This is a genomic window from Paractinoplanes brasiliensis, from assembly GCF_004362215.1.
Classification (GTDB): Bacteria; Actinomycetota; Actinomycetes; order Mycobacteriales; family Micromonosporaceae; genus Actinoplanes; species Actinoplanes brasiliensis.
The window spans coordinates 4,189,822-4,209,025 of the sequence record NZ_SNWR01000001.1; the positions used below are offsets into that span (position 1 = coordinate 4,189,822).

21 protein-coding genes are annotated in these 19,204 nt (G+C 71.3%); 9 read left to right on the top strand and 12 right to left on the bottom strand.

Annotation, left to right across the window (positions count from 1 at the left end):
* Positions 1–32: 32 nt before the first annotated feature.
* Positions 33–836 (top strand): S1 family peptidase, encoded by an 804-nt coding sequence (locus C8E87_RS18860; protein ID WP_133874315.1) that lies wholly within the window; start codon positions 33–35, stop codon positions 834–836.
* A 48-nt stretch (positions 837–884) separates the two neighbouring features.
* Here C8E87_RS18860 and C8E87_RS18865 read toward each other — a convergent pair whose 3' ends face one another.
* Together C8E87_RS18865 and C8E87_RS18870 are read right to left on the bottom strand one after the other, a co-directional pair.
* Complete coding sequence (locus tag C8E87_RS18865) at positions 885–1,685, bottom strand: enoyl-CoA hydratase-related protein (protein ID WP_133876927.1); 801 nt, start codon at positions 1,683–1,685, stop codon at positions 885–887.
* Positions 1,686–1,714: 29 nt separating this feature from the next.
* Positions 1,715–2,524, bottom strand: a complete 810-nt coding sequence (locus tag C8E87_RS18870) for a PaaX family transcriptional regulator (protein ID WP_133874316.1) — start codon at positions 2,522–2,524, stop codon at positions 1,715–1,717.
* Between the two features lie 257 nt (positions 2,525–2,781).
* On the opposite strand from C8E87_RS18870, the gene C8E87_RS18875 reads away from it, so the two are divergent.
* Together C8E87_RS18875 and C8E87_RS18880 are read left to right on the top strand one after the other, a co-directional pair.
* Complete coding sequence (locus C8E87_RS18875; protein WP_014694782.1) at positions 2,782–2,949, top strand: DUF3117 domain-containing protein; 168 nt, start codon at positions 2,782–2,784, stop codon at positions 2,947–2,949.
* A 77-nt stretch (positions 2,950–3,026) separates the two neighbouring features.
* The gene (locus tag C8E87_RS18880; protein WP_133874317.1) at positions 3,027–4,439 is read left to right on the top strand and encodes a leucyl aminopeptidase family protein; all 1,413 of its coding nucleotides are present in this window, start codon (positions 3,027–3,029) and stop codon (positions 4,437–4,439) included.
* Here C8E87_RS18880 and C8E87_RS18885 read toward each other — a convergent pair.
* Positions 4,429–5,037, bottom strand: coding sequence for an O-methyltransferase (locus C8E87_RS18885; protein WP_133874318.1), 609 nt, complete (start codon positions 5,035–5,037; stop codon positions 4,429–4,431). The two genes, C8E87_RS18880 and C8E87_RS18885, sit on opposite strands and share 11 nt — an antisense overlap.
* A gap of 230 nt (positions 5,038–5,267) precedes the next feature.
* Between C8E87_RS18885 and C8E87_RS18890 the strand changes: the two genes are divergently transcribed.
* Both C8E87_RS18890 and C8E87_RS18895 read left to right on the top strand, forming a co-directional pair.
* Positions 5,268–6,548, top strand: coding sequence for a S1C family serine protease (locus tag C8E87_RS18890; protein ID WP_438866077.1), 1,281 nt, complete (start codon positions 5,268–5,270; stop codon positions 6,546–6,548).
* Between the two features lie 66 nt (positions 6,549–6,614).
* Entirely contained in the window at positions 6,615–7,031 is a 417-nt protein-coding gene (locus tag C8E87_RS18895) for a twin-arginine translocase TatA/TatE family subunit (RefSeq protein ID WP_133874320.1), read from the top strand.
* Between the two features lie 7 nt (positions 7,032–7,038).
* Here the strand turns inward: C8E87_RS18895 and C8E87_RS18900 are convergent, their stop codons facing one another.
* The 3 genes from C8E87_RS18900 to C8E87_RS18910 are packed head-to-tail and all read right to left on the bottom strand — an operon-like array spanning position 7,039 to position 10,028.
* Complete coding sequence (locus C8E87_RS18900; protein ID WP_133874321.1) at positions 7,039–8,184, bottom strand: Mrp/NBP35 family ATP-binding protein; 1,146 nt, start codon at positions 8,182–8,184, stop codon at positions 7,039–7,041.
* A 21-nt stretch (positions 8,185–8,205) separates the two neighbouring features.
* Complete coding sequence (locus C8E87_RS18905) at positions 8,206–8,751, bottom strand: DUF1003 domain-containing protein (RefSeq protein WP_133874322.1); 546 nt, start codon at positions 8,749–8,751, stop codon at positions 8,206–8,208.
* Positions 8,748–10,028: a magnesium transporter MgtE N-terminal domain-containing protein gene (locus C8E87_RS18910; protein ID WP_133874323.1), complete on the bottom strand. Its 1,281-nt coding sequence runs from the start codon at positions 10,026–10,028 to the stop codon at positions 8,748–8,750. Before C8E87_RS18910 ends, C8E87_RS18905 begins: the two co-directional genes overlap by 4 nt.
* Before the next feature lie 27 nt (positions 10,029–10,055).
* Here C8E87_RS18910 and C8E87_RS18915 point away from each other — a divergent pair, with 27 nt between their 5' ends.
* Complete coding sequence (locus tag C8E87_RS18915) at positions 10,056–10,928, top strand: PhzF family phenazine biosynthesis protein (RefSeq protein ID WP_133874324.1); 873 nt, start codon at positions 10,056–10,058, stop codon at positions 10,926–10,928.
* Here the strand turns inward: C8E87_RS18915 and C8E87_RS18920 are convergent.
* Complete coding sequence (locus tag C8E87_RS18920) at positions 10,925–11,422, bottom strand: hypothetical protein (RefSeq protein ID WP_133874325.1); 498 nt, start codon at positions 11,420–11,422, stop codon at positions 10,925–10,927. The two genes, C8E87_RS18915 and C8E87_RS18920, sit on opposite strands and share 4 nt — an antisense overlap.
* Complete coding sequence (locus tag C8E87_RS18925) at positions 11,419–12,135, bottom strand: HAD family hydrolase (protein ID WP_133874326.1); 717 nt, start codon at positions 12,133–12,135, stop codon at positions 11,419–11,421. Before C8E87_RS18925 ends, C8E87_RS18920 begins: the two co-directional genes overlap by 4 nt.
* Before the next feature lie 135 nt (positions 12,136–12,270).
* On the opposite strand from C8E87_RS18925, the gene C8E87_RS18930 reads away from it, so the two are divergent.
* From C8E87_RS18930 to C8E87_RS18940, 3 genes are all read left to right on the top strand, one after another.
* A complete protein-coding gene (locus C8E87_RS18930) occupies positions 12,271–13,194 on the top strand; it encodes a DMT family transporter (protein WP_133874327.1) in 924 nt (307 codons plus the stop codon).
* Positions 13,195–13,611: 417 nt separating this feature from the next.
* Positions 13,612–14,217: a hypothetical protein gene (locus tag C8E87_RS18935; RefSeq protein ID WP_239079794.1), complete on the top strand. Its 606-nt coding sequence runs from the start codon at positions 13,612–13,614 to the stop codon at positions 14,215–14,217.
* Between the two features lie 144 nt (positions 14,218–14,361).
* A complete protein-coding gene (locus C8E87_RS18940; RefSeq protein WP_133874329.1) occupies positions 14,362–15,156 on the top strand; it encodes an SDR family NAD(P)-dependent oxidoreductase in 795 nt (264 codons plus the stop codon).
* 42 nt (positions 15,157–15,198) lie between these two features.
* On the opposite strand, the gene C8E87_RS46385 is transcribed toward C8E87_RS18940, so the two are convergent.
* The 4 genes from C8E87_RS46385 to trxA form a co-directional block, all read right to left on the bottom strand.
* Entirely contained in the window at positions 15,199–15,708 is a 510-nt protein-coding gene (locus C8E87_RS46385; RefSeq protein ID WP_133874330.1) for a DUF4190 domain-containing protein, read from the bottom strand.
* Positions 15,709–16,149: 441 nt separating this feature from the next.
* Positions 16,150–16,557, bottom strand: coding sequence for a CoA-binding protein (locus C8E87_RS18950; RefSeq protein WP_133874331.1), 408 nt, complete (start codon positions 16,555–16,557; stop codon positions 16,150–16,152).
* Positions 16,558–16,594: 37 nt separating this feature from the next.
* Entirely contained in the window at positions 16,595–18,553 is a 1,959-nt protein-coding gene (locus C8E87_RS18955) for an intein-containing Rv2578c family radical SAM protein (RefSeq protein WP_133874332.1), read from the bottom strand.
* Between the two features lie 132 nt (positions 18,554–18,685).
* Positions 18,686–19,048, bottom strand: a complete 363-nt coding sequence (gene trxA / locus C8E87_RS18960) for a thioredoxin (protein WP_133874333.1) — start codon at positions 19,046–19,048, stop codon at positions 18,686–18,688.
* Between the last annotated feature and the right edge of the window lie 156 nt (positions 19,049–19,204).

Genomic DNA, 19,204 nt, shown 5'->3' on the forward strand with positions numbered 1-19,204 from the left:
CCTACCGGGCGCGCTCGTGGTGGGAGGACCGAATGGTCAAGTGGCGGATTCTCGTGAGCACGGCAGTGGCCGCGCTCACCGTGGCGGCGTGGGGCACGACCGCCGAGGCAGCGCCGACCGCGCCGCCCGGCGACGGTGTCGTCAGCCCGTCGGTGGTCGGCGGCAGCCAGGCCACGCAGGGCGAGTTCCCGTGGATGGTGCGCCTGTCGATGGGCTGCGGCGGCGCGCTGTACAGCCCGACCCTGGTGCTCACGGCCGCGCACTGCGTGAGCCGTACGGGCGCCAACTCGTCGATCACGGCCACGCTCGGGGTCGTCGACCTGCAGTCGAGCAGCCGGATCACCCGCACCTCGAACTACGTCTACCGCGCGCCCGGCTACAACGGCAACGGCGACGACTGGGCCTTCATCCGCCTGTCCAGCCCGGTCACGACGCTGGCCACGCTGCCGATCGCGACCAGCACGGCGTACGACTCGGGCACCTTCACGGTCGCCGGCTGGGGCGCGAACCGTGAGGGCGGGGCACAGCAGCGTTACCTGCTCAAGGCCAACGTGCCGTTCGTCAGCGACGCCACCTGCAACTCGTCCTCGATGTACGGCGGCGAGGTGATCGCGGCCGAGGAGATCTGCGCCGGTTACACCTCCGGCGGCACCGACACCTGCCAGGGCGACTCCGGCGGCCCCATGTTCCGCCGCGACGCGAGCAACGCCTGGGTGCAGGTCGGGATCGTGAGCTGGGGGTACGGGTGCGCCCGGCCCAACAAGCCCGGCGTCTACACCCAGGTCAGCTACTTCTCGTCCGCCATCCGCAGCGCCGCCTCAAGCCTGGGCGGCTGACCGTTCACCTGGACGCCGGGAACACACCGTTCCCGGCGTCCGGGTGTTTCACCGGCCCTCGAAGGACGGCTTCTGCTTGTTGACGAAGGCGTCGACGGCGGCCTTGTGGTCGGCCGTGGCGCCGCAGATGGCCTGCGCCTGGGCCTCGGCCGCCAGCGCGTCGGACAGCGTGCCCGCGTCGCCGATCGAGAGTTCGCGCTTGATCGCCCCGTAGGCGACCGTCGGCCCGGCCGCGAGACGCGAGGCCAGTTCCTGGGCGGCCGGCAGCACCTGCTCGTCGTCCTCGGTCAGACGCGAGAGCAGACCCATCTCGTACGACCTCTGGGCGCGCACCGGCTCGGCCAGCAGCAGCAGTTCCAGCGCCCGGGCGTGCCCCACGATCCGGGGCAGCGACCACGAGACCCCGCTGTCGCCGGCCAGCCCGACGTTGGCGAACGCCATCAGGAAGCTGGTCTTGGGCCCGCCGATCCGGAAGTCGGCCAGCAGCGCGAACGACGCCCCGGCCCCGGCCGCCATGCCCCGCACCGCGGCCACCACGGGCTTGGGCATGCTGGCGAGCCGCTGGGCGATCGGGTTGTAGTGCACCCGTACGGTGTCCAGGTCGGTGGCTCCCGACTCCAGCTGCGCCGCGTGTTCGCGCAGATCCTGCCCGACGCAGAACGCCGTGCCCGCCCCGGCCAGCACGATCGCCCGGCACGACTTGTCGGTCTCGAGCGAGGCCAGCGTGTCGCGCAGGGCCTCCTTGAGCTCGACGGTGAGGGCGTTCATCGCGTCGGGCCGGTTGAGCGTGAGCGTGACGACCGCGCCGGTGCGGTCGACGAGAAGAGGCTCAGTCCTCAGCCCTGTCATGGTCGGCGGGTGGGGTGGTTGGACGGCGGTCATGTGTCTGAGAATCCCACACGTCCTCGCGACACCGACTGCAGGCATCGCTCGACGTAGCGGTCCGCCGCCGGCCTCAGGCGGGTCGCGTGGCGGTCGAAGAAGCCGGCCGCGCTCGTGCCGGGCCAGCGCGCCGGCAGCAGCGTGGCGGGCAGCTGAGGGTCGCGGAACAGGAACGAGCGCCACGCGTGCACCAGGTGGAAGCGGGCCGCGTACGCCTCCTCGTCGCTGCTGCGCGCGTTGACCGAGGTCACCACCGGACGCAGGTCGGAGACGAAGTCTTCGTAGGAGCGGGCCAGCTCGGTCAGATCCCAGGCCTTGCCCACCACGTCGGCAGCCCCCGGCGACCCGGCCGCGTGGCTGGCGCTGAACCGCTCGTAGCCCACCCCGGCCTCCCGCAGCACCGCGTCTGCCTCCTCGGCGGGACGGGGCGCCACCCATGCGTTCTCGCCCAGCGGGCCGTAGCCGAGGAACGCCAATCGGCCCGCCTCGCGTTTGCCGAGGGGGCCCTGCAGCAGCATCAGGTCGAACTTGCCGTCCCAGCTGACCCGGCCGGTGCGGTAGATCCGGGCCGAAGCCTCGTCGAGCCGGCGCGCGGCCTTGGGGGTCAGCAGATAGCCCGGTCCGGAGACCAGACGCAGGGGGTGCAACCACCCTTGGCGCACCATCCGGGACACCGCCGTACGCACCGCGGGCGGGGCTATGCCGAGCGGCGCAAGCAGTCTGACCAGGGCCGCGACGGGTGCGCGCCCGCCTCTCGGACGGAGGTAGTCGCCGTACAGGTCGAAGAGTGCCGACCGCGCCTGCATGACCGCACATTGTGACAGCCCAAAAGACGATATGCTAGACGCTGTCACATCCGCCCGGGCTGGGTTTGGGTTCGCCGGTGTTCATCAGGGAAAATGTTTGATCGGCACGGTGGGCTGGGTCGCGTCAGCACGCGCAAAGGCCCTCGGCCGCCGGTCGGAAACGAGGTACGGGCGCCGTGTGGGGCTGAGCACACGGCGTAAGAAGTGGCTGTGGGGCAACCCACCGACACCCTGATGTAGGTCTGAGGGGAGACAAGATGGCGGCGATGAAGCCGCGGACGGGCGATGGTCCGCTGGAGGTCACCAAGGAGGGTCGGGGCATCGTCATGCGTGTCCCGCTGGAAGGTGGTGGCCGTCTCGTCGTTGAGATGACTCCGGACGAGGCCAGCGCGCTGGGTGACGCGTTGAAGTCGATCGCCGGCTGACGTTTCACGCGAGCCCGCCGGTACGGTACCGCCCGGACCGGCGGGCTTTCCACGTCTTCGAGAAAGGTCATTCTCTCGTGTACTCGATTCGGCTGACCGACCACCTCGACGACGCTCTGACCCGCATCGTGCCGATCGGTGCGGCGGGTCCACTGTCGCACCCCGACGGCGCCCTGGGTGCTGAGATCGCCGCACTGGCCGACACGGACCAGGCGGCCGGCGCCGTTCAGATACTTCCCCGCCCGCTCGCCACCCCGGCCAAGGTGCTGCTGGCGCATGTCGGAGCGGGTGACGAGGCGGGCTGGCGAGCAGCCGGGGCCGCCGCCGCGCGCAGCCTCGACGCTGACGAGCCGGCCCAGTTCCACCTCGGCCCGGCGGCTACGGCGGATTCCGTACGGGGTGCGGCCGAAGGGCTCTGGCTTGGCGGCTACCGATACCGAGACGGGCGCGAGGAACCCCGTACGGCCGAGGTTGCGCTGGTCACGAGCGGCTCGGAGGCGTACGGGGAAAGCCTGGGCCTGGCTCACGCGGTGGCGCGCGGCACCTGGCTCGCCCGCGACCTCACCAACACCCCGCCCTCGCTCAAGAATCCGCACTGGGTCGCCGAGGAGATCAGCGGCGCCGCGGCCAAGCGTCCCGGCCTGAGTGTGCGGGTGCGCTCCGGTGACGAGCTGGCCCGGTTCGGCGGCCTGCGTGCGGTCGGTGGCGGCTCGCGGTTCCGGCCGTGCCTGGTCGAGATGGTGTGGGACCCGCAGGGCGCGACCACCCACGTGGTGCTGGTCGGCAAGGGCATCACCTTCGACAGCGGCGGCATCTCGATCAAGACCCGCGAGGGCATGAAGCTGATGAAGATCGACATGGCCGGGGCGGCCGCGGTTGCCGCCGCCACCCTCGCCGCCGCCGATCTCGGGCTGGGGGTTCGGATCACGACCCTGTTGCCGCTGGCTGAGAACGCTGTGAGCGGCTCCGCGTACCGCCCCGGTGATGTGATCACCCACTACGACGGCACCACCAGCGAGTCGACCAACTCCGACGCCGAGGGTCGTCTCGTGCTGGCCGACGCGCTGGCCTACGCCGCGGCCGAGCTCGACCCGGATGTGGTGATCGACCTGGCGACCCTGACCGGCGCGGCAAAGGTCGCCCTGGGCGCGAGCACCGCCGCGCTGTACGGCGACAGCGACGAGCTCACCTCGGCGCTGCTGGCAGCCGGGGAAAAGGCGGGGGAGCCGATGTGGCGGATGCCGCTGCACGGCGACTACCGCGAGTTGCTGCGCAGCGACGTGGCCGACCGGCACAGCTCCCCGGCGCACGGCGGCGGCCTGTCGGCCCTGTTCCTGCGTGACTTCACGGGGGCGTACGCGGATCGCTGGGCCCATGTCGACATGGCCGCCACCGCCTGGACGGAGACGTCGGAGCGCGAGCTGACCCGCGGCGCGACCGGCTGGGGCGTACGGACCCTCGTGCGTTACCTGGGCACGATCAGCGCTTGACCGCGGCGAGCAGGCCCGCCCCCGACGGCACGATCGCCGGGATCCACTCCTCCGACTCCCGCACCGACCGTACGGTCTCGCGGACGGTCAGCGTGTCGACGTCGCGGGCCGCCGGGTCGCTGATCCGCCCGCCCGCCATCGCGTTGTTGATCAGCAGTACGCCGCCCGGACGCAGCAGGCGCAGCGCGGCCTCGGCGCAGGCGCCGAACTCGGTCACGTCGGCGTCGACGAAGACCAGGTCGTAGGCGCCGTCGGCCAGCCGGGGCAGCACGTCCAGGGCGCGGCCGGTGATGATGCGGGTGCGCGACGCGGCGAAGCCGGCCTCGATGAAGATGCGCCGGGCGATCCGTTGATGCTCGTTCTCGACGTCGATCGTGGTCAGCACGCCGTCGGCACGCATGCCGCGCAGCAGCCACACGCCGCTCACGCCCGCGCCGGTGCCGATCTCGACGACCGCCTTGGCGCTGCCGGCCGCGGCCAGCAACCGCAGCACCGAGCCGGCCGCCGGGGTGACGCTGTCGAGGCCGAGCTCGTGCGCGAGGCTGCGCGCGGTCTGCAGGACGACGTCCTCGTCGGCGTACACCTCGGCGAACTGCATGGCCTGACTCGTCGACGAACCGGTCGGACGGGCTGACGGGACGATGACGACCTCCGGGGATGTTTGCGGACGCGCGTGGATTCAGCCGCGCACATCGGATAAGAGACTAGAGGGAACTGTTGCCGGGACGCATCGGGCCGTCGATGCCTGAACGGACCGGGGCAGGGCGTCGCCCGGAATCCGTGTCATTCTGGAGTGGGATCCGGGAGGAACTGAGTGGAGGCACCGACGTGACCGACGGCTGGAATGCGCGTCCCCTGCCGCCGCCCGCCAACGGTCAACCCCTGCCGCCTGCGGGGGGCGCGCCTCAACCGGGTTCGCCGTGGTGGTCCGACGCGCTCGCCGACCCGTGGCGCGACCCGTACGCTCCGACCGCCGTCGTGGTGCAGACCCCGGCGTCCGCGGCCGCCCCGTCGCCCGAGGCCGTCACCGACCCCGACGCGCCTCGCCGCTCGTACACCCCGGTCCTGCTGATCTGCCTGGTCACGGCGCTGCTCGCCGGTGGTCTGGGCGGCACGCTGGGCTTTGTCTTCGCGGTCCGCAGCGGGTATGCCAACGGTGGCGCGGGCACCAGCCTGGGCGCCCCCGCCGAGGAGCCGCCGGCCGCGGCGAACCGGGCGCCCGACTCGCTGGCCGGGGTCGCGGCCAAGGTGCTGCCGAGCGTGGTGACCGTACGGGTCACCGGCGCGATCGGCTCCGGCTTCGTGGTCTCGGCCGACGGCTATGTGATCACCAACGACCACGTCGTGGAGGACGCCGACAACGACACCCTGTCGGTGGCCTTCAGCGACGGCTCCACCGCCAAGGCCGAGCTGGTCGGTCGCGACCCGCAGTCCGACGTGGCTGTGATCAAGGTCGCCAAGTCCGGCCTCACCCCGGTCGCGTTCGGCAACTCGGACGCGCTCGCTGTCGGTGACCCGGTGCTCGCGTTCGGTTCACCCCTGGCGCTGCGCAACACGGTGACGTACGGGATCGTCAGCGCGCTGGACCGCACCATCGAGGCCGGCGAGGGCGGCACCACCCGGTATTACGCGGCCATCCAGACCGACGCCGCGGTCAACCAGGGCAACTCGGGCGGCCCGCTGGTGAACGCGGCCGGTCAGGTCGTCGGGGTCAACTCGGTGATCCGCTCGGTCGCCGGGAACGAGACCGAGGCGGGCAACATCGGCCTGGCCTTCGCGATCCCGATCAACCAGGCCCGCCGGGTGGGCGGCGACATCATCGACCACGGCAAGGCCCGCCGTACGGTGATCGGCGCCGAGGTGGTCACCGGCGGTCGCAGCACGTCGGGGGCACGGCTGCGCTCGGTCGAGCCGGCCGGCCCGGCCGCCGCCGCGGGCATGAAGCCGGGGGACGTGGTCACCAAGATCGACGGGCATGTGCTCGAGGACGGGACCGACCTGATCGCCCTGGTCCGCAAGTACGATCCCGGCGCCACGGTGTCGGTGGAGTACCGTCGCGGGACGAAGACGGAAACAGCCTCGGTGACGCTGGTCGCCGACTCCAACTGATCGCCGTCCGGACTGCCACTGGCTACCTCACGTGCGTAGGCTTGGCGACGGACCTGGGGAGGCCACATGTTCGAGAATCTGAACTGGTGGGAGATCGGCGCGCTGCTCATGCTCGCGCTGCTGATCTTCGGCGAGCGCCTTCCCAAGGTCATCGGCGACGGCCTGCGCATGCTGCGGGGCCTGCGCGCCATGGCGCAGAACGCGACCAGCGACCTCAACCGCGAACTCGGCACCGACCTTCAGCTGCAGGATCTGCACCCCAAGGCGTTCATCCGCAAGCACCTGCTCAGCGAGGAGGACGAGGCGGCGATCCGCAAACCGCTGCAGGGCCTCCTCGACGACGTCAAGCAGGACCTGAACGGTGTGAAGACGGACCTGACCGAGGTCGCCGCGGCCGCCGACATCAAGAACACCAGCACGGCGGCGGACAAGCCGACGACGGCGGTCGCGCCGACGCGAAAGTTCGACCTCGACGCGACCTGAGCCGTGATCAGCGCTTGGTGTTGACCATCAGGCCGAGCGGCTTGCCGACCAGCGACTCACGACGGACGGCCAGCTTGTCGGCCACCGCGTCGAGAGCCTTGGCTGCGGGAGCGTCCGGCGCGGCCAGCACGATCGGGTCGCCGGCGTCGCCGGCCTCACGCACCCGGGTGTCGAGCGGCACCTGACCCAGCAGCGGCACCGAGGCGCCCACCGTGGTGGTCAGCGAGTCGGCAACGGCCTGCCCGCCGCCGGCGCCGAAGACCTCCATGCGGGAACCGTCCGGCAGCTCCAGCCAAGACATGTTCTCCACCACGCCGACCAGGCGCTGGTGGGTCTGCAGGGCGATTGCCCCGGCGCGCTCGGCCACCTCGGCCGCGGCGGCCTGCGGGGTGGTGACAACCAGGATCTCGGCGTTGGGCAGCAGCTGGGCCAGCGAGATGGCCACGTCGCCGGTGCCCGGGGGCAGGTCGAGCAACAACACGTCGAGGTCGCCCCAGTAGACGTCGGCCAGGAACTGCTGCAGCGCACGGTGCAGCATCGGGCCGCGCCACACCACCGCGGCGTTGCCGGCCGTGAACATGCCGATCGAGATCACCTTCACGCCGTGCGACTGCGGCGGCATGATCATGTCTTCGACCCGGGTCGGGCGGCCGTCCACGCCGAGCATGCGCGGCACCGAGTGCCCGTAGATGTCCGCGTCGATCACGCCGACCGACAGCCCGCGCTTGGCCAGGGCCGCGGCCAGGTTGACGGTCACGCTCGACTTGCCGACGCCGCCCTTGCCGCTGGCCACCGCATAGACCCGCGTACGCGAGCCGGGCTGGGCGAACGGGATGACCGGCTCGGCCGCGCCGCCCCCGCGCAGGGTCACCTGCAGGGCCTTGCGCTGTTCCTCGCTCATCACGCCGAAGTCGATGCTCACCGACGCGATGCCGGGAATCGCGGTGAGGGCGGCGGTGATGTCGTTGTTGAGCTTGTCACGCAGCGGGCAACCGGCCACGGTCAGCAACAGCTCGACCCGGACCGTGTCGCCGGCGACGGTGAAGCCCTTGACCATGCCGAGTTCGGTGATCGGGCGGCGGATCTCGGGGTCGTCGACGGTGGCCAGCGCGGCCTGGATCGCGTCCTCGATGGCGGAGGCGGGAGCGGACATGACGCCCATGCTACGTCGGGGTCATCGGCGTTCCTCGTCCCAGTCCTTGCGATCCTCCTCCCACTCCGACCGGGCCCTCTTCTCCCGGCGGTGGGCGGCTTCGTCCAGCTCGTCGGCCAGGCGGGCCAGCTCGGAACGCAGGAAGTCGCGGGTCGCCACCTCGCCCATCGCGATCCGCAGCGACGCGATCTCGCGGGTCAGGTACTCGGTGTCCGCCTTCTGCATCGCGGCCCGGCGCCTGTCCTCCTCCATCGCCAGCCGGTCGCGGTCCGTCTGCCGGTTCTGCGCGAGCAGGATCAGCGGCGCGGCGTACGACGCCTGCAACGACAGGATCAAAGTCAGGAACGTGAACGTGTACGGGTCGAAGCGCAGGTGGGCCGGGGCCAGGGTGTTCCAGCCGAACCAGGCCGCGATCACCAGGGTCATCCAGACGATGAACCGGGCCGTGCCCATGTACCGGGCGATGCTCTCCGACCAGCGCCCGAACGACTCCGGGTCGAACCGGGGCAGGCGCACCCGGCCCGGCTCGACGGGCTGGTCCAGGCGGTCGCGGCGCGGATCGGTCACAGCGTGACCTCGTCGTTCCGGGGCTCCTGGTCACGCTCACGCCAGTCCCGGGGCAGCGAGTGGTCGAGCACGTCGTCGACGGTCACCGCGCCCACCAGCCGGCGGGTCGAGTCGATCACGGGCATCGCCACAAGGTCGTACGTGGCCATCTGCTTGATGATCTCGGCAAGCGTGGTCTCGGGGCGCAGCGGCTCCAGGTCGTTGTCGACGATGCCGCCCAGGATCGACGCGGGCGGTTCCCGGAGCAGGCGCTGGAAATGCACCATGCCCAGATACTTGCCGGTCGGGGTCGCCGACGGCGCCCGTGCGACAAAAACCTGGGCCGCGACCACCGGGGAAAGCTCCGGTTCCCGAATGCGGGCCAGCGCCTCGGCGACCGTCGCGTCCGGCGTGAGGATCACCGGTTCCGACGTCATCACGCTGCCGGCCGTGCCGGGACGGTAGTCGAGCAGCTGACGGACGGGGTCGGCCTCCTCCGGCTCCATCAGGTCGAGCAGCACCGCCTGCTCAGCCTTGGGCAGCTCGCCGAGCAGGTCGGCCGCGTCGTCCGGGTCCATCCGCTCGAGCACGTCGGCGGCGCGTTCCCGATCGAGCCGTACGAGGATCTCGACCTGGTCGTGCTCGGGCAGCTCCTCCAGCACGTCGGCCAGCGTGCGGTCGCTCAGTGCGGCGGCGACCTCGTTGCGCCGGGCGTCGGGCAGATCCTGCAGCGCGTTGGCCATGTCGGCCGGCTTCATCTGCTCGAGCAGGGCCAGCAGGTTGGACGTGCCCTGGGTGTCGGTCGGGCCGACCAGGCCGCGAACCCGGTCGTACTCGGCCTGGAAGACATGCCCGCGACGGGCAAGCCGGCCGGTGTGCTCGCGCACGGCCACCCGGGTCACCAGCCACTCGTTGTTGCGGTTGAGATCCATGCCGATGTCGACAACGGCGCCCGGCGACCCCGGCCCGTCGCCGTCCTCCGGCAGGATCGTGACCCGCCTGTCCAGCAGATCCTCGACCAGCAACAGCTCGTTTGGCCGCTTCTCGAACCGGCGCAGGTTGAGCGAGCCGCTGGCCAGCACGACCCCCTCGGCGTCCATCGACGTCACCCGCCCGATCGGCAGGAAGATGCGCCGCCGCAGCGCCATCTCGGCCACCAGCCCGACCACCTGGGGAGGCCGGTTCGTGGTGCGCAGGCGTACGACGGCGTCACGGACCCGCCCGACCCGGTCGCCGTTGGGGTCGAACACGGGCAAGCCGGCAAGCCGGGCCAGATAAACCCTCGTCCCCATGGTCACGGCTCCAGCCTAGGTTAGGGTCCGGACATGTCAGGAGTGGCGTACGAGATCGTCGACGTGTTCACCGATCGGCCGTTCGCCGGCAATCCACTCGCCGTGGTCCACGACGCCGACCATCTGGCCACCGACCAGATGCAGACCCTGGCGCGCGAGTTCAACCTGGCCGAGACCGTTTTCGTCATGCCGCCGGACGACCCGTCCGCGACCTATCGGGCCCGCATCTTCACGCCCGAGGGCGAGCTGCCGTTCGCGGGCCACCCCACCGTCGGGGCGGCGGTCACCTCGATGCGGCGTGGCCTGTTTTCACCGGGACAGGTGGTGCAGGAGTGCGGCGCGGGACTGCTGCCGATCACCGTGTCCGCCACCGGCTCGGCGACGGTCACGGGCGGGACGCCTCAGCTGGGCCCGCCGCTCGACCCGGCCGGACTGCTCGCCATCGCGGGCCTGACCCCCGACGATTTCGCCGGCTCACCACCACGGTCGGCCGGCTGCGGTCTCGACTGGATCTTCCTTCCCGTACGCCGTGAGGCCCTCGCTGCCGTCGAGATCGACACCCCGGCGGCGCGTCGAGCCGGCTTGACGGAGCTGTCCGTGTTCGCGTGGTCATCGTCGACATCGCAGGCTCACGCCCGGGTCTTCTGCCCCGGAGCAGCCGTCCCGGAAGATCCCGCCACCGGTTCGGCGGCGCTCGGTCTGGGTGTGTGGCTGGTCGACGCGGGATGGCTGCCCGCCGACGGCACTGCGGCTTACCGCGTGCACCAGGGCATCGAGATGAAACGCCCGTCCCTGTTGGACTGCACGGTCACGGCTGCCGAAGGCGTCGCGACGCGGGCAACCGTCGCGGGCCACGTGGTCCCGATCGCCGGCGGCACCATCATCGTGCCGCCGTTCATCGGTTAGCGGCGTTTCACCCGGTGCAGGCGGAACGGCCTCGGCGTCTGCACCCGGGCCGGTGTTTCGCGGGGCTCGGCCGCACCTGAATCCGCCGGCAGCTGAGGACGCTCGAGCGCCGGCTGCTCGACCACCGGCGTCAGCCGCACAACCGCACACCCCGTCGACGCCCAGCGGGCCACCACCTCGTCGGCCGTGCCCGAGGCGTTCAGGCGCTTGGCCGCCAGCTGCGGCGCCACCTCGGTCCACTCGGCGGTGCCCGGGTGGATCCGGGCCACCACGGCCTCGGTGATCACAATGAGGCCACCGTTGTCTCCTCGCAGCCGCACGGTGGCTCGGGTGGCCTCGGCCAGGCCCGGCGCGAACTGCTCACCCGGGCCGCTGACCACGATCAACGTGCCGTCGAGGGGCAGCACCCACAGGGCCAGGGCCGGGCCGTCGCCGACCGAGATCCAGGCCAGCGCGGCCTTCTTGAGCGCCTCGTCCAGGACGGCTGAAGTCACCGGGCCATCTTAAGCGGCCGCGCGATGCGCGTGTGGTCGACGAGCCCGACCACCTCGGTGAGCGACCGGACCGTACGCCCGGCGAAGTTGGTGTCGGCGTCGAAGACCAAGTGGTTGGCCAAGTCGGGGGCGGCCAGGCGGACCGGGGTCATGCCCACCGCGGCGGCGCCGGTCAGTTCATGGCTGCCGCCGTCGCCCACGTACAGGCATTCGCGCGGCGCGACGTCGAGCTGCTCACAGGCGGCCAGATAGATGCGCGGGTCCGGCTTGCAGATGCCCAGCCGTACGGAGTAGATCGTCGCGTCGAGCAGGGGAGCGACCGGCAGGCTGGGCAGGAACGCCGGCAGCTCGTGGGTGCAGTCGCTGATCAGGGCCGTACGGAGACCGCGCCGCTTGATCGCGGCGAGCACGCTGACCGCGTCGCCGCGCAGCCGGGTGTCGGCCTTGAGGGCGTTGACGCGCGCCGGCACGCCCGCGAGCACCTGATCCGTACGGGGGTGGCCGCCGGCCTGCTCGATCACCCATCGTAGGGTGGCTTCGGCGGACCCGTAACGCCCTCGCGCGCGGGCCCGGAACGTGCGGTCCAGCACCCCGCGGACCGTCTCGGGATCAACGCCCAGCGAGCGAGCGATCTCCGCGTGCTGGGGTCCCCGTTGGACGGATCGGGTCAATGTGCCAAAGAAGTCAAACACGACCGCACGGTATGCGGGCATGGCGAAACGCCTCCCAGGGCATCGAGGGGATTAATAGGGCGGGAAACCTCGGTGACTGTAGCGACCTCATCACTTTCCGTTCAATGGGGGTTCGCAAACTGTGGTGCCCCACTCCGCAAGAAGCGACGGCCGGGGATGAATGAGCGCTCATCGCGCCATCGCACCGGTTTGCCGACGATCCTGGCGCTCACGGTTGCGGTGCTCGCCGTCTCGTCGTCGGCGCCGCTGATCGCGTTCGCGGCGGCGCCGGCCCTCGCGCTCGCTTTCTGGCGCAACGCCCTCGCCGCAGTCGTTCTGACCCCCATCACGTACGGGCCCCGGCGCTCGGAGATCGTCGGTTCGTCCCGCCGTACGAGGTTCTTCGCCGTGCTCGCCGGCCTCGCGCTCGCCGCCCACTTCGGCACGTGGATGCCGAGCGTCCAACTGGGCTCGGTGACGACGGCGGCCGCCCTGGTCGCGACCCAGCCCGTCTGGCAGGGACTGATCGCGGCCGCCCAGGGCCGCCGGCCGACGCTGCCCGGCTGGATCGGCATCGGGCTGGCGGTCGCCGGCGCCGCCTGGGCCACCGGCGCCGACGTCAGCGTCTCCGCTCAGGCCGTCTTCGCCGACGTGCTGGCCCTGCTCGGCGGCATCTTCGTCGCGGTGTACACCGCCCTCGGTGAGCGCGCGCGCACCGAGTTGAGCACGACGACGTACACGTGGATCTGCTACGGCACCTGCGCCGTCGTGCTGGGCGTGGTCTGCCTGGCCGCCGGGCTGCCGCTGGCCGGTTACGACAACCGCACCTGGCTGGCCGTCCTGGGCCTGGTGGCCGGCGCCCAGCTGCTGGGGCACTCGATGTTCAACTTCGCCCTCCAGCGCACCTCGGCCACCGCGGTCAGCGTGCTGGCCCTGCTCGAGGTCCCGGGCGCGGCCCTGCTGGCCTGGTTGTGGCTCGGCCACGAACCGCGGCCCGCCGCCCTGCCCGGCGTGGCCCTGCTGCTGGCCGGAGTCGCAGTCTTCATCCTCGGCGCGGCCCGTTCCTCTCGCGTGCCGGTCGACCCCTCACTCGCCGACTGATACCCCGTACGCCACCTCCCCGCGTCCCAGAAGCACCACGCCTCCGCGTCCCGGACGCACTACGCCCGAGCGCCGCTCCCATCCATCCCCGCGGCCCCGTCCACATCCGTGCCGTCCCCCCGCCCGCTTCCATCCCAAGGCCACATCGAAACCGCCGCCCGCCGCCCGCCGCCCGCCGCCCGCCGCCCGCCGCCCGTTACCGCCCGTCGCCCGTCGCCTGCCTCAACCGCTCGGATCACCAATCGCGAACCTTCGCCCCGAACGCCGCATCCCCGCCGCGAAGCCCCCGCCACCCCGGGCGATTTGTTCCTTTAGTTCGTTGAGTCAGGCGGGTGCACGCCTGGCGGCCCTCGCCCGGGCGCGGTAGAGAGGGGGAATGCGATGTACGGGTCTCGATTCCGAATCGGTTGTCTCCTGGTGCTCGGGGCGGTTCTCGTGATCGGCGGCTGCGCCGACTCGGCCGATGAGCAACCCGCCGACGGCACGGGTCTGACCGGCGGCTGGAGCACCGCGGGCTGCGAGTTCCCGCGCCTGCCGGAGCACATGGTGGTCGCCGGGACGGCCATGCCGGTCACTCCGGCCAAGCTCGAAGCCGCCATGGACCGCATCGACCGGGCGGGTCGTGGCGAGTTCGCCGGCGCCTACGCCGGCCTGGAGGTCGATCAGGAGAACGCGCGCGCCATCGTGTTCCGGGTGCCGTCCGCGGCTTTCGACGACTTCATCCGCCAGGCCGCCGAGGACACCTGCATCGTCGTCCGGGATGCCGCCCACACGGCCGTCGACCTGGCCGTCTGGCACGACCGGGTGCTGGCCGACCTCGACTTCTGGCGTCACAACGGCGTCCGCATCGTCTCGGTCGGCGCCCGCCACGACGGCGCCGGGGTCGAGATCGGCACGCAGGACCTCGATCGGGCCCGCACCGAGTTGCCCGCCCGCTACGGCCCCGACGCCCCGCTGCTCTTCCTCCAAGAGGACCCCGTACGCCCGTTGGCCAACCCGACGGCGACGCCGCGCATCAACTGAGCTCCCACCGCGGCGCCCGGCCGGCTCCTGGGTGCGAAACGCCTGAGTGAACTGCCCAATGGCCTCCCTCGGGGTGGTGAGGTGGCACTGAGCTGAGAGGATGTCCCCGGGGAAACGCCGGGAGTCGCTGAAGGGGTTGGGGTCGTGGTGGAGGCTGCGGAAGCGCAGGAAGCGCCGGTCACGTTGCGCCTGGACGGCAAGGTCGCCCTGGTCACCGGGGCGGGAAGCCCGGACGGGATCGGTTACGCGACGGCTCGCCGGCTGCGCGACCTCGGGGCGCGGGTGGCGATCGTCTCGACCACACGGCGCATCCACGAGAGGGCCGCCGAACTCGGGATCACCGGGTTCGTCGCCGACCTCACCGACGAGGCCGAGGTGGGCGCGCTCGCCGACGCCATCTCCGACCAGCTGGGCGACGTCGAGGTGCTGGTGAACAACGCCGGCCTGACGAGCCGGGCCAGCCCCGAGGTCCTGCGGCCGGTGTCGCAGCTGACCTACGACGAGTGGAAATCCGAGATCGACCGGAATCTGAGCACGGCGTTCCTGTGCAGCCGGGCCTTCCAGGGCGGCATGGCCGAGCGGGGCTGGGGTCGCATCGTGAACCTGGCGGCGACGGCCGGCCCGGTCAACGCGCTGCCGACCGAGGCCGCGTACGCGGCGGCCAAGGCGGGCGTGGTCGGTCTGACCCGGGCGCTCGCGATGGAACTGGTTGCCGACGGCGTGAACGTCAACTGCGTCGCGCCGGGCACGATCTACACGGCCGCGTCAACGGTCACCGAGATCAAACAGGGCCTCGGCACGCCGATCGGCCGCCCCGGCACCCCCGACGAGGTCGCCGCGGCGATCGCCTTCCTCTGCTCGCCCGCCGCCTCGTACATCACCGGCCAGATGCTGGTGGTCGACGGCGGCAACAGTGTCCGCGAGGCCGAGTTCCGCTGACCGGGCGGCCGGCCGGTCGGTGACCGGCCGGCGCAGCAGGCGTTACGTGGTCGTGCTCGAGCCGACCGCGATGACCACCACGATCACGTAGAACGCGCAGACCAGCACACCGAGGCCGGTGAAGATGTAGCCCAGCCAGAGACCGGCCGTGGCCAGGCCCTCGCCCTGCTCACCGGTCTGGCGGATCTGCTTCTTGGCCACGTGGCCCATGATGATTGCGGCCGGCGAGAACACGAACGCGAACACCAGCGCCAGGATGGCCATGGTGTTCGTCGAGGTCACCATCGGACCGGCGTACGGCTGGCCGTAGCCGGGCGGCTGCCCGTACGCCTGGCCGCCCTTGTACGGGTCCTGCCCGTAGGCGGGCGGCGGTTGACCGTACGGCTGTCCGCTCGACGGAGCCCCGTACGGCTGACCGCTGGACGGCTGGGAGCCGTAGGGCTGCCCGCTCGACGGCTCGGGCGGGTAGGGCGTCGTGGGGTCGTAAGGCTGCTGCCCGTAGGGCTGCTGGGGCTGGTATGGATCCGGCGTGCCGCCGGGTGGATAAGTCATCAGGTCCTCCTCGTTCCCCGGCACGGTACTAGCCAGGGCGCAGTGGACGACACGACAGGTGCACGTGTCCGCAGGTTGCGACGGCAATCGGACTGATCCTGCCCGATCCCGCACCCGCTCGCGGCCCAGATCGAACGACCGCACCGCTGCCGGCGCTGCCCGCGTCCGCACGAGCCGGCCGGGCTGAGGATGCCCGCGACGCAGATCGAACGACCGCGCTGATGCCTGCGGCCGCCCGCGTCCGCGCGAGCGGGCCGGTGGTGGCGATGCCCGCGGCGCAGGTCGAACGAGCGGGCCGGTGCTAGCGATGCCCGCGGCGCAGGTTGGGCGAGCGGGCCGGTGGTGGCGATGTCTGCGGCGCAGGTTGGGCGAGCGGGCCGGTGGTGGCGATGTCTGCGGCGCAGGTCGCGCGAGCGGGCCGGTGCGCGCGCCCGCGGCGCGTCAGGTGAGCTTGCTGAGGCTTCCGACGGCCCGCTCGACGGCGAGGCAGCGATCTTCCACGTAGTCGATCCCGGCTTCCTCGGCGATACGCCGCGCCTCGGCCGACACGATGCCGCTCTGCAGCCAGACCGCGGGCGCCTTGATCGCAATCGCCTGCCGGACCACCTCGACCGCGTCGTGTGCCGGCCGGAAGACGTCGACCAGGTCGACCGGTTCGTCGATGTCGGCCAGCGTCGGCACCGTCTTGACCCCGAACACCTCGTCGACGAACGGGTTGACCGGGATGATTCGCCAGCCGTGGCGGAGCATCTGCAGCGGCACGGTGTGGGCCGGCTTGAACGGGTCACGCGACGCCCCGACCACGGCGATGACGTTGGCCTCCGCCAGGATCTGCTGTGCATCCCTCATGTGATCGACTCTAGTCACGGTTTGGCTTGCCGGCCCGTCACAGCAGTGTGAGTTGGCGATCCTCCTCGGGCTCGTGGGACGGGGGCACTGTGCGGGCTTCGCCGGGCCTGGCGCGGTGCAGGCCGTGCCGGCGGGCCGCCATGCGCACCCGGGCGGTGATCTCACGCTGGTAGGCCTGCGGCGCGTAGGAACCGTTGCCGTAGAGCTCGCGATAGCGCGGGGCCAGGTCGGGACGGGTGCTGGTCAGCCACGCGGCGTACCACTCCCGGGCGCCGGGACGCAGGTGCAGCGGGAGCGGGCTCACGCTGGTGGCGCCGGCGGCCGCGATTGCCGCGACGGTCTCGTCGATCGACTCGTCGGTGTCGGTGAGGCCGGGCAGGATCGGCGCCATCAGCACGCTCACGCCGAACCCGGCGTCGGTCAGCCGGCGGACCGCGTCGAGCCGGCGTCGCGGGCTGGGCGTGCCCGACTCGACGGCCCGCCAGACCTGCTCGTCGAGGAAGCCGACGGAGAACGAGAGCCCGACCCGGGTGACCTGCGCCGCCTGGGTGAGCAGTTCGAGGTCGCGCAGGATCAGCGTGCCCTTGGTGAGGATCGAGAACGGGTTGGCGTGGTCGCGCAGGGCGGCCAGGATCTCGGGCATCAGCCGATAGCGGCCCTCGGCGCGCTGGTACACGTCGACGTTGGTGCCCATGGCGATGTGCGCGCCCTGCCACCGCGGCGCCGACAGCTCGCGGCGGATCAACTCGCCCGCGTTCACCTTGACCACGATCTTGGTGTCGAAATCGTGTCCGGTGTCGAGGTCGAGATAGCTGTGGGTGTGGCGGGCGAAACAGTTGTGGCTCACCACGCCATCGGCGATGAAATCGCCCGTGCCGGTGGAGATGTCGAACAGCGGCAGGGTCAGGCCGAGATCCTCGATGTCGACCACGGCGAGCTGCCGCCCGGCTCGCACACCGACGCCGGACGCGTCCAGCGGAGCGCCGTCGGCGCCGGTGAGATGCCGGAAGCGCAGCGCCGCCCACAGGTCGCGATCGATCTCGACCGTGCCGTTGCCACCGCCCCGGACACGTACCGGGGTGCGGCTGGGCAGCCCCAGATGGGTGAGCGCCTCGGTGACCCGGGACAGGAACACGCGGTCGCCGCTGGTGAAGCTGATCGCCAGGCGGTCGGCCGTGCCGACGGCTCCGAACGCCCCGGCGAGAAACCCCCTGTACCACCCCGAGGTGGGCAAGTCGGGCCAGCGCAGCGCCTCGTGCAGCGGGACGTCGTCGAGATAGCCGTCGCCCCGGATCCAGGCGTCGCCGTCGCGAGGCTGGGGAGTTGTGGTCACGCCCCGGCCGGCATCACCCCGGATCCGGCCGGCATCACCCCGGATGAGGCCGCAGAGGAAGCCCGTCCGGTAGTCGGGGGATTCCTTGGGTGGCTCGGCGAAGTGGCCGACACCGAACATCAGGTCGCCGACGGCGAGGGCAGGCTGATGCGGCTCGGCCGGGCTGACGTGACGCCAGCCGCGGTCGGTGAGGAACCGGTGGTCACCGCTGGAGACCAGGCGGGTGCCGTCGGCCAGCGTGACGCGGAAGGCCGCCTTGGTGGTCGACCAGTGGTCGTGCACGGTGGTGGGGACGTAACGCCGGGTGGAGCCGGCGCCCATCGTGCCCATGACGGCGTCGCCGGGGCGCAGATCGGCGAGCCGGCGCGTGGCGCCGTCGGCCATGAGGATCGGGGTGTCGCCCGACAGGCAGTAGGCGCAGGCGTGTGAGCAGCCGCGATAGGGATTGATGGTCCACTCGAACGGCACCCGGGACGCGCCCGGCACTCGGTTGATCAGGCTTTTCGCCCGGATCTCGTAGAACGTCATGCCGGCGAAGCCGGGGGTGTCGAAAGTGCGGACGGTGGCGCCGGGCAGCGCCAACGGCAGGGGTGGTGCCGCCGGCGCTGCCCTGTCGAGGAGCGAGCCGCCGTCGGAAGGGGCCGACAGGTTGGACCATCGCATGGCAGGAATTCGAACACATGTTCGATCTGCTTGTCCAGTCACGTCCGGCGTGTCGCCGGGGCCACCCGGCGGGAACGCGTCAGGCCCGCGAACCGAACCGGTTCGCGGGCCTGACGAGGAAAAACAGGTGCGTCAGTGGCTGTGGGCCGCAAGCTGCTGGCGTACCTCGTCCATGTCGAGCTTCTCCACCTGCTCGATCAGGTTCTCGAGGGCCGACTCGGGAAGAGCGCCCGGCTGCGAGAAGACGATGACGCCGTCACGAACGGCCATGATCGTCGGGATCGAGCGGATGTCGAACTTCGCGGCGAGCGCCTGCTCGGCCTCGGTGTCGACCTTGCCGAAGGTGATGTTCTGGTGCTTCTCGGACGACCGCTCATAGGTCGGAGCGAAGCGGACGCACGGCCCGCACCAGCTTGCCCAGAAGTCGACCAGGACGATGCCGTCCTTGCCGGTGACCTCGTCGAAGTTCTCAGCGGTCAGCGCAACCGTCGCCATGTTGTCTCCGTCCACGGGAAATTGGCTTTCGTGCGATGAAACCCATAGTTCACACCAGCAATTCCCGCTTCGGGTCCGGACGACACGTGGCCTGGAGCACCAAAACGAGACACCGCGTGGGGCTTGGGCAACCCATCGTAACGATTAGTGAGGGAA

Excerpts from the sequence above, each read along its gene's own strand:
- C8E87_RS18860 (WP_133874315.1), top strand. The coding sequence starts at position 33 with ATGGTCAAGTGGCGGATTCTCGTGAGCACGGCAGTGGCCGCGCTCACC.
- C8E87_RS18865 (WP_133876927.1), bottom strand. The coding sequence starts at position 1,685 with ATGACAGGGCTGAGGACTGAGCCTCTTCTCGTCGACCGCACCGGCGCG.
- C8E87_RS18870 (WP_133874316.1), bottom strand. The coding sequence starts at position 2,524 with ATGCAGGCGCGGTCGGCACTCTTCGACCTGTACGGCGACTACCTCCGT.
- C8E87_RS18875 (WP_014694782.1), top strand. The coding sequence starts at position 2,782 with ATGGCGGCGATGAAGCCGCGGACGGGCGATGGTCCGCTGGAGGTCACC.
- C8E87_RS18885 (WP_133874318.1), bottom strand. The coding sequence starts at position 5,037 with ATGCAGTTCGCCGAGGTGTACGCCGACGAGGACGTCGTCCTGCAGACC.
- C8E87_RS18895 (WP_133874320.1), top strand. The coding sequence starts at position 6,615 with ATGTTCGAGAATCTGAACTGGTGGGAGATCGGCGCGCTGCTCATGCTC.
- C8E87_RS18900 (WP_133874321.1), bottom strand. The coding sequence starts at position 8,184 with ATGTCCGCTCCCGCCTCCGCCATCGAGGACGCGATCCAGGCCGCGCTG.
- C8E87_RS18915 (WP_133874324.1), top strand. The coding sequence starts at position 10,056 with ATGTCAGGAGTGGCGTACGAGATCGTCGACGTGTTCACCGATCGGCCG.
- C8E87_RS18925 (WP_133874326.1), bottom strand. The coding sequence starts at position 12,135 with ATGCCCGCATACCGTGCGGTCGTGTTTGACTTCTTTGGCACATTGACC.
- C8E87_RS18930 (WP_133874327.1), top strand. The coding sequence starts at position 12,271 with ATGAATGAGCGCTCATCGCGCCATCGCACCGGTTTGCCGACGATCCTG.
- C8E87_RS46385 (WP_133874330.1), bottom strand. The coding sequence starts at position 15,708 with ATGACTTATCCACCCGGCGGCACGCCGGATCCATACCAGCCCCAGCAG.
- C8E87_RS18950 (WP_133874331.1), bottom strand. The coding sequence starts at position 16,557 with ATGAGGGATGCACAGCAGATCCTGGCGGAGGCCAACGTCATCGCCGTG.
- C8E87_RS18955 (WP_133874332.1), bottom strand. The coding sequence starts at position 18,553 with ATGCGATGGTCCAACCTGTCGGCCCCTTCCGACGGCGGCTCGCTCCTC.
- trxA (WP_133874333.1), bottom strand. The coding sequence starts at position 19,048 with ATGGCGACGGTTGCGCTGACCGCTGAGAACTTCGACGAGGTCACCGGC.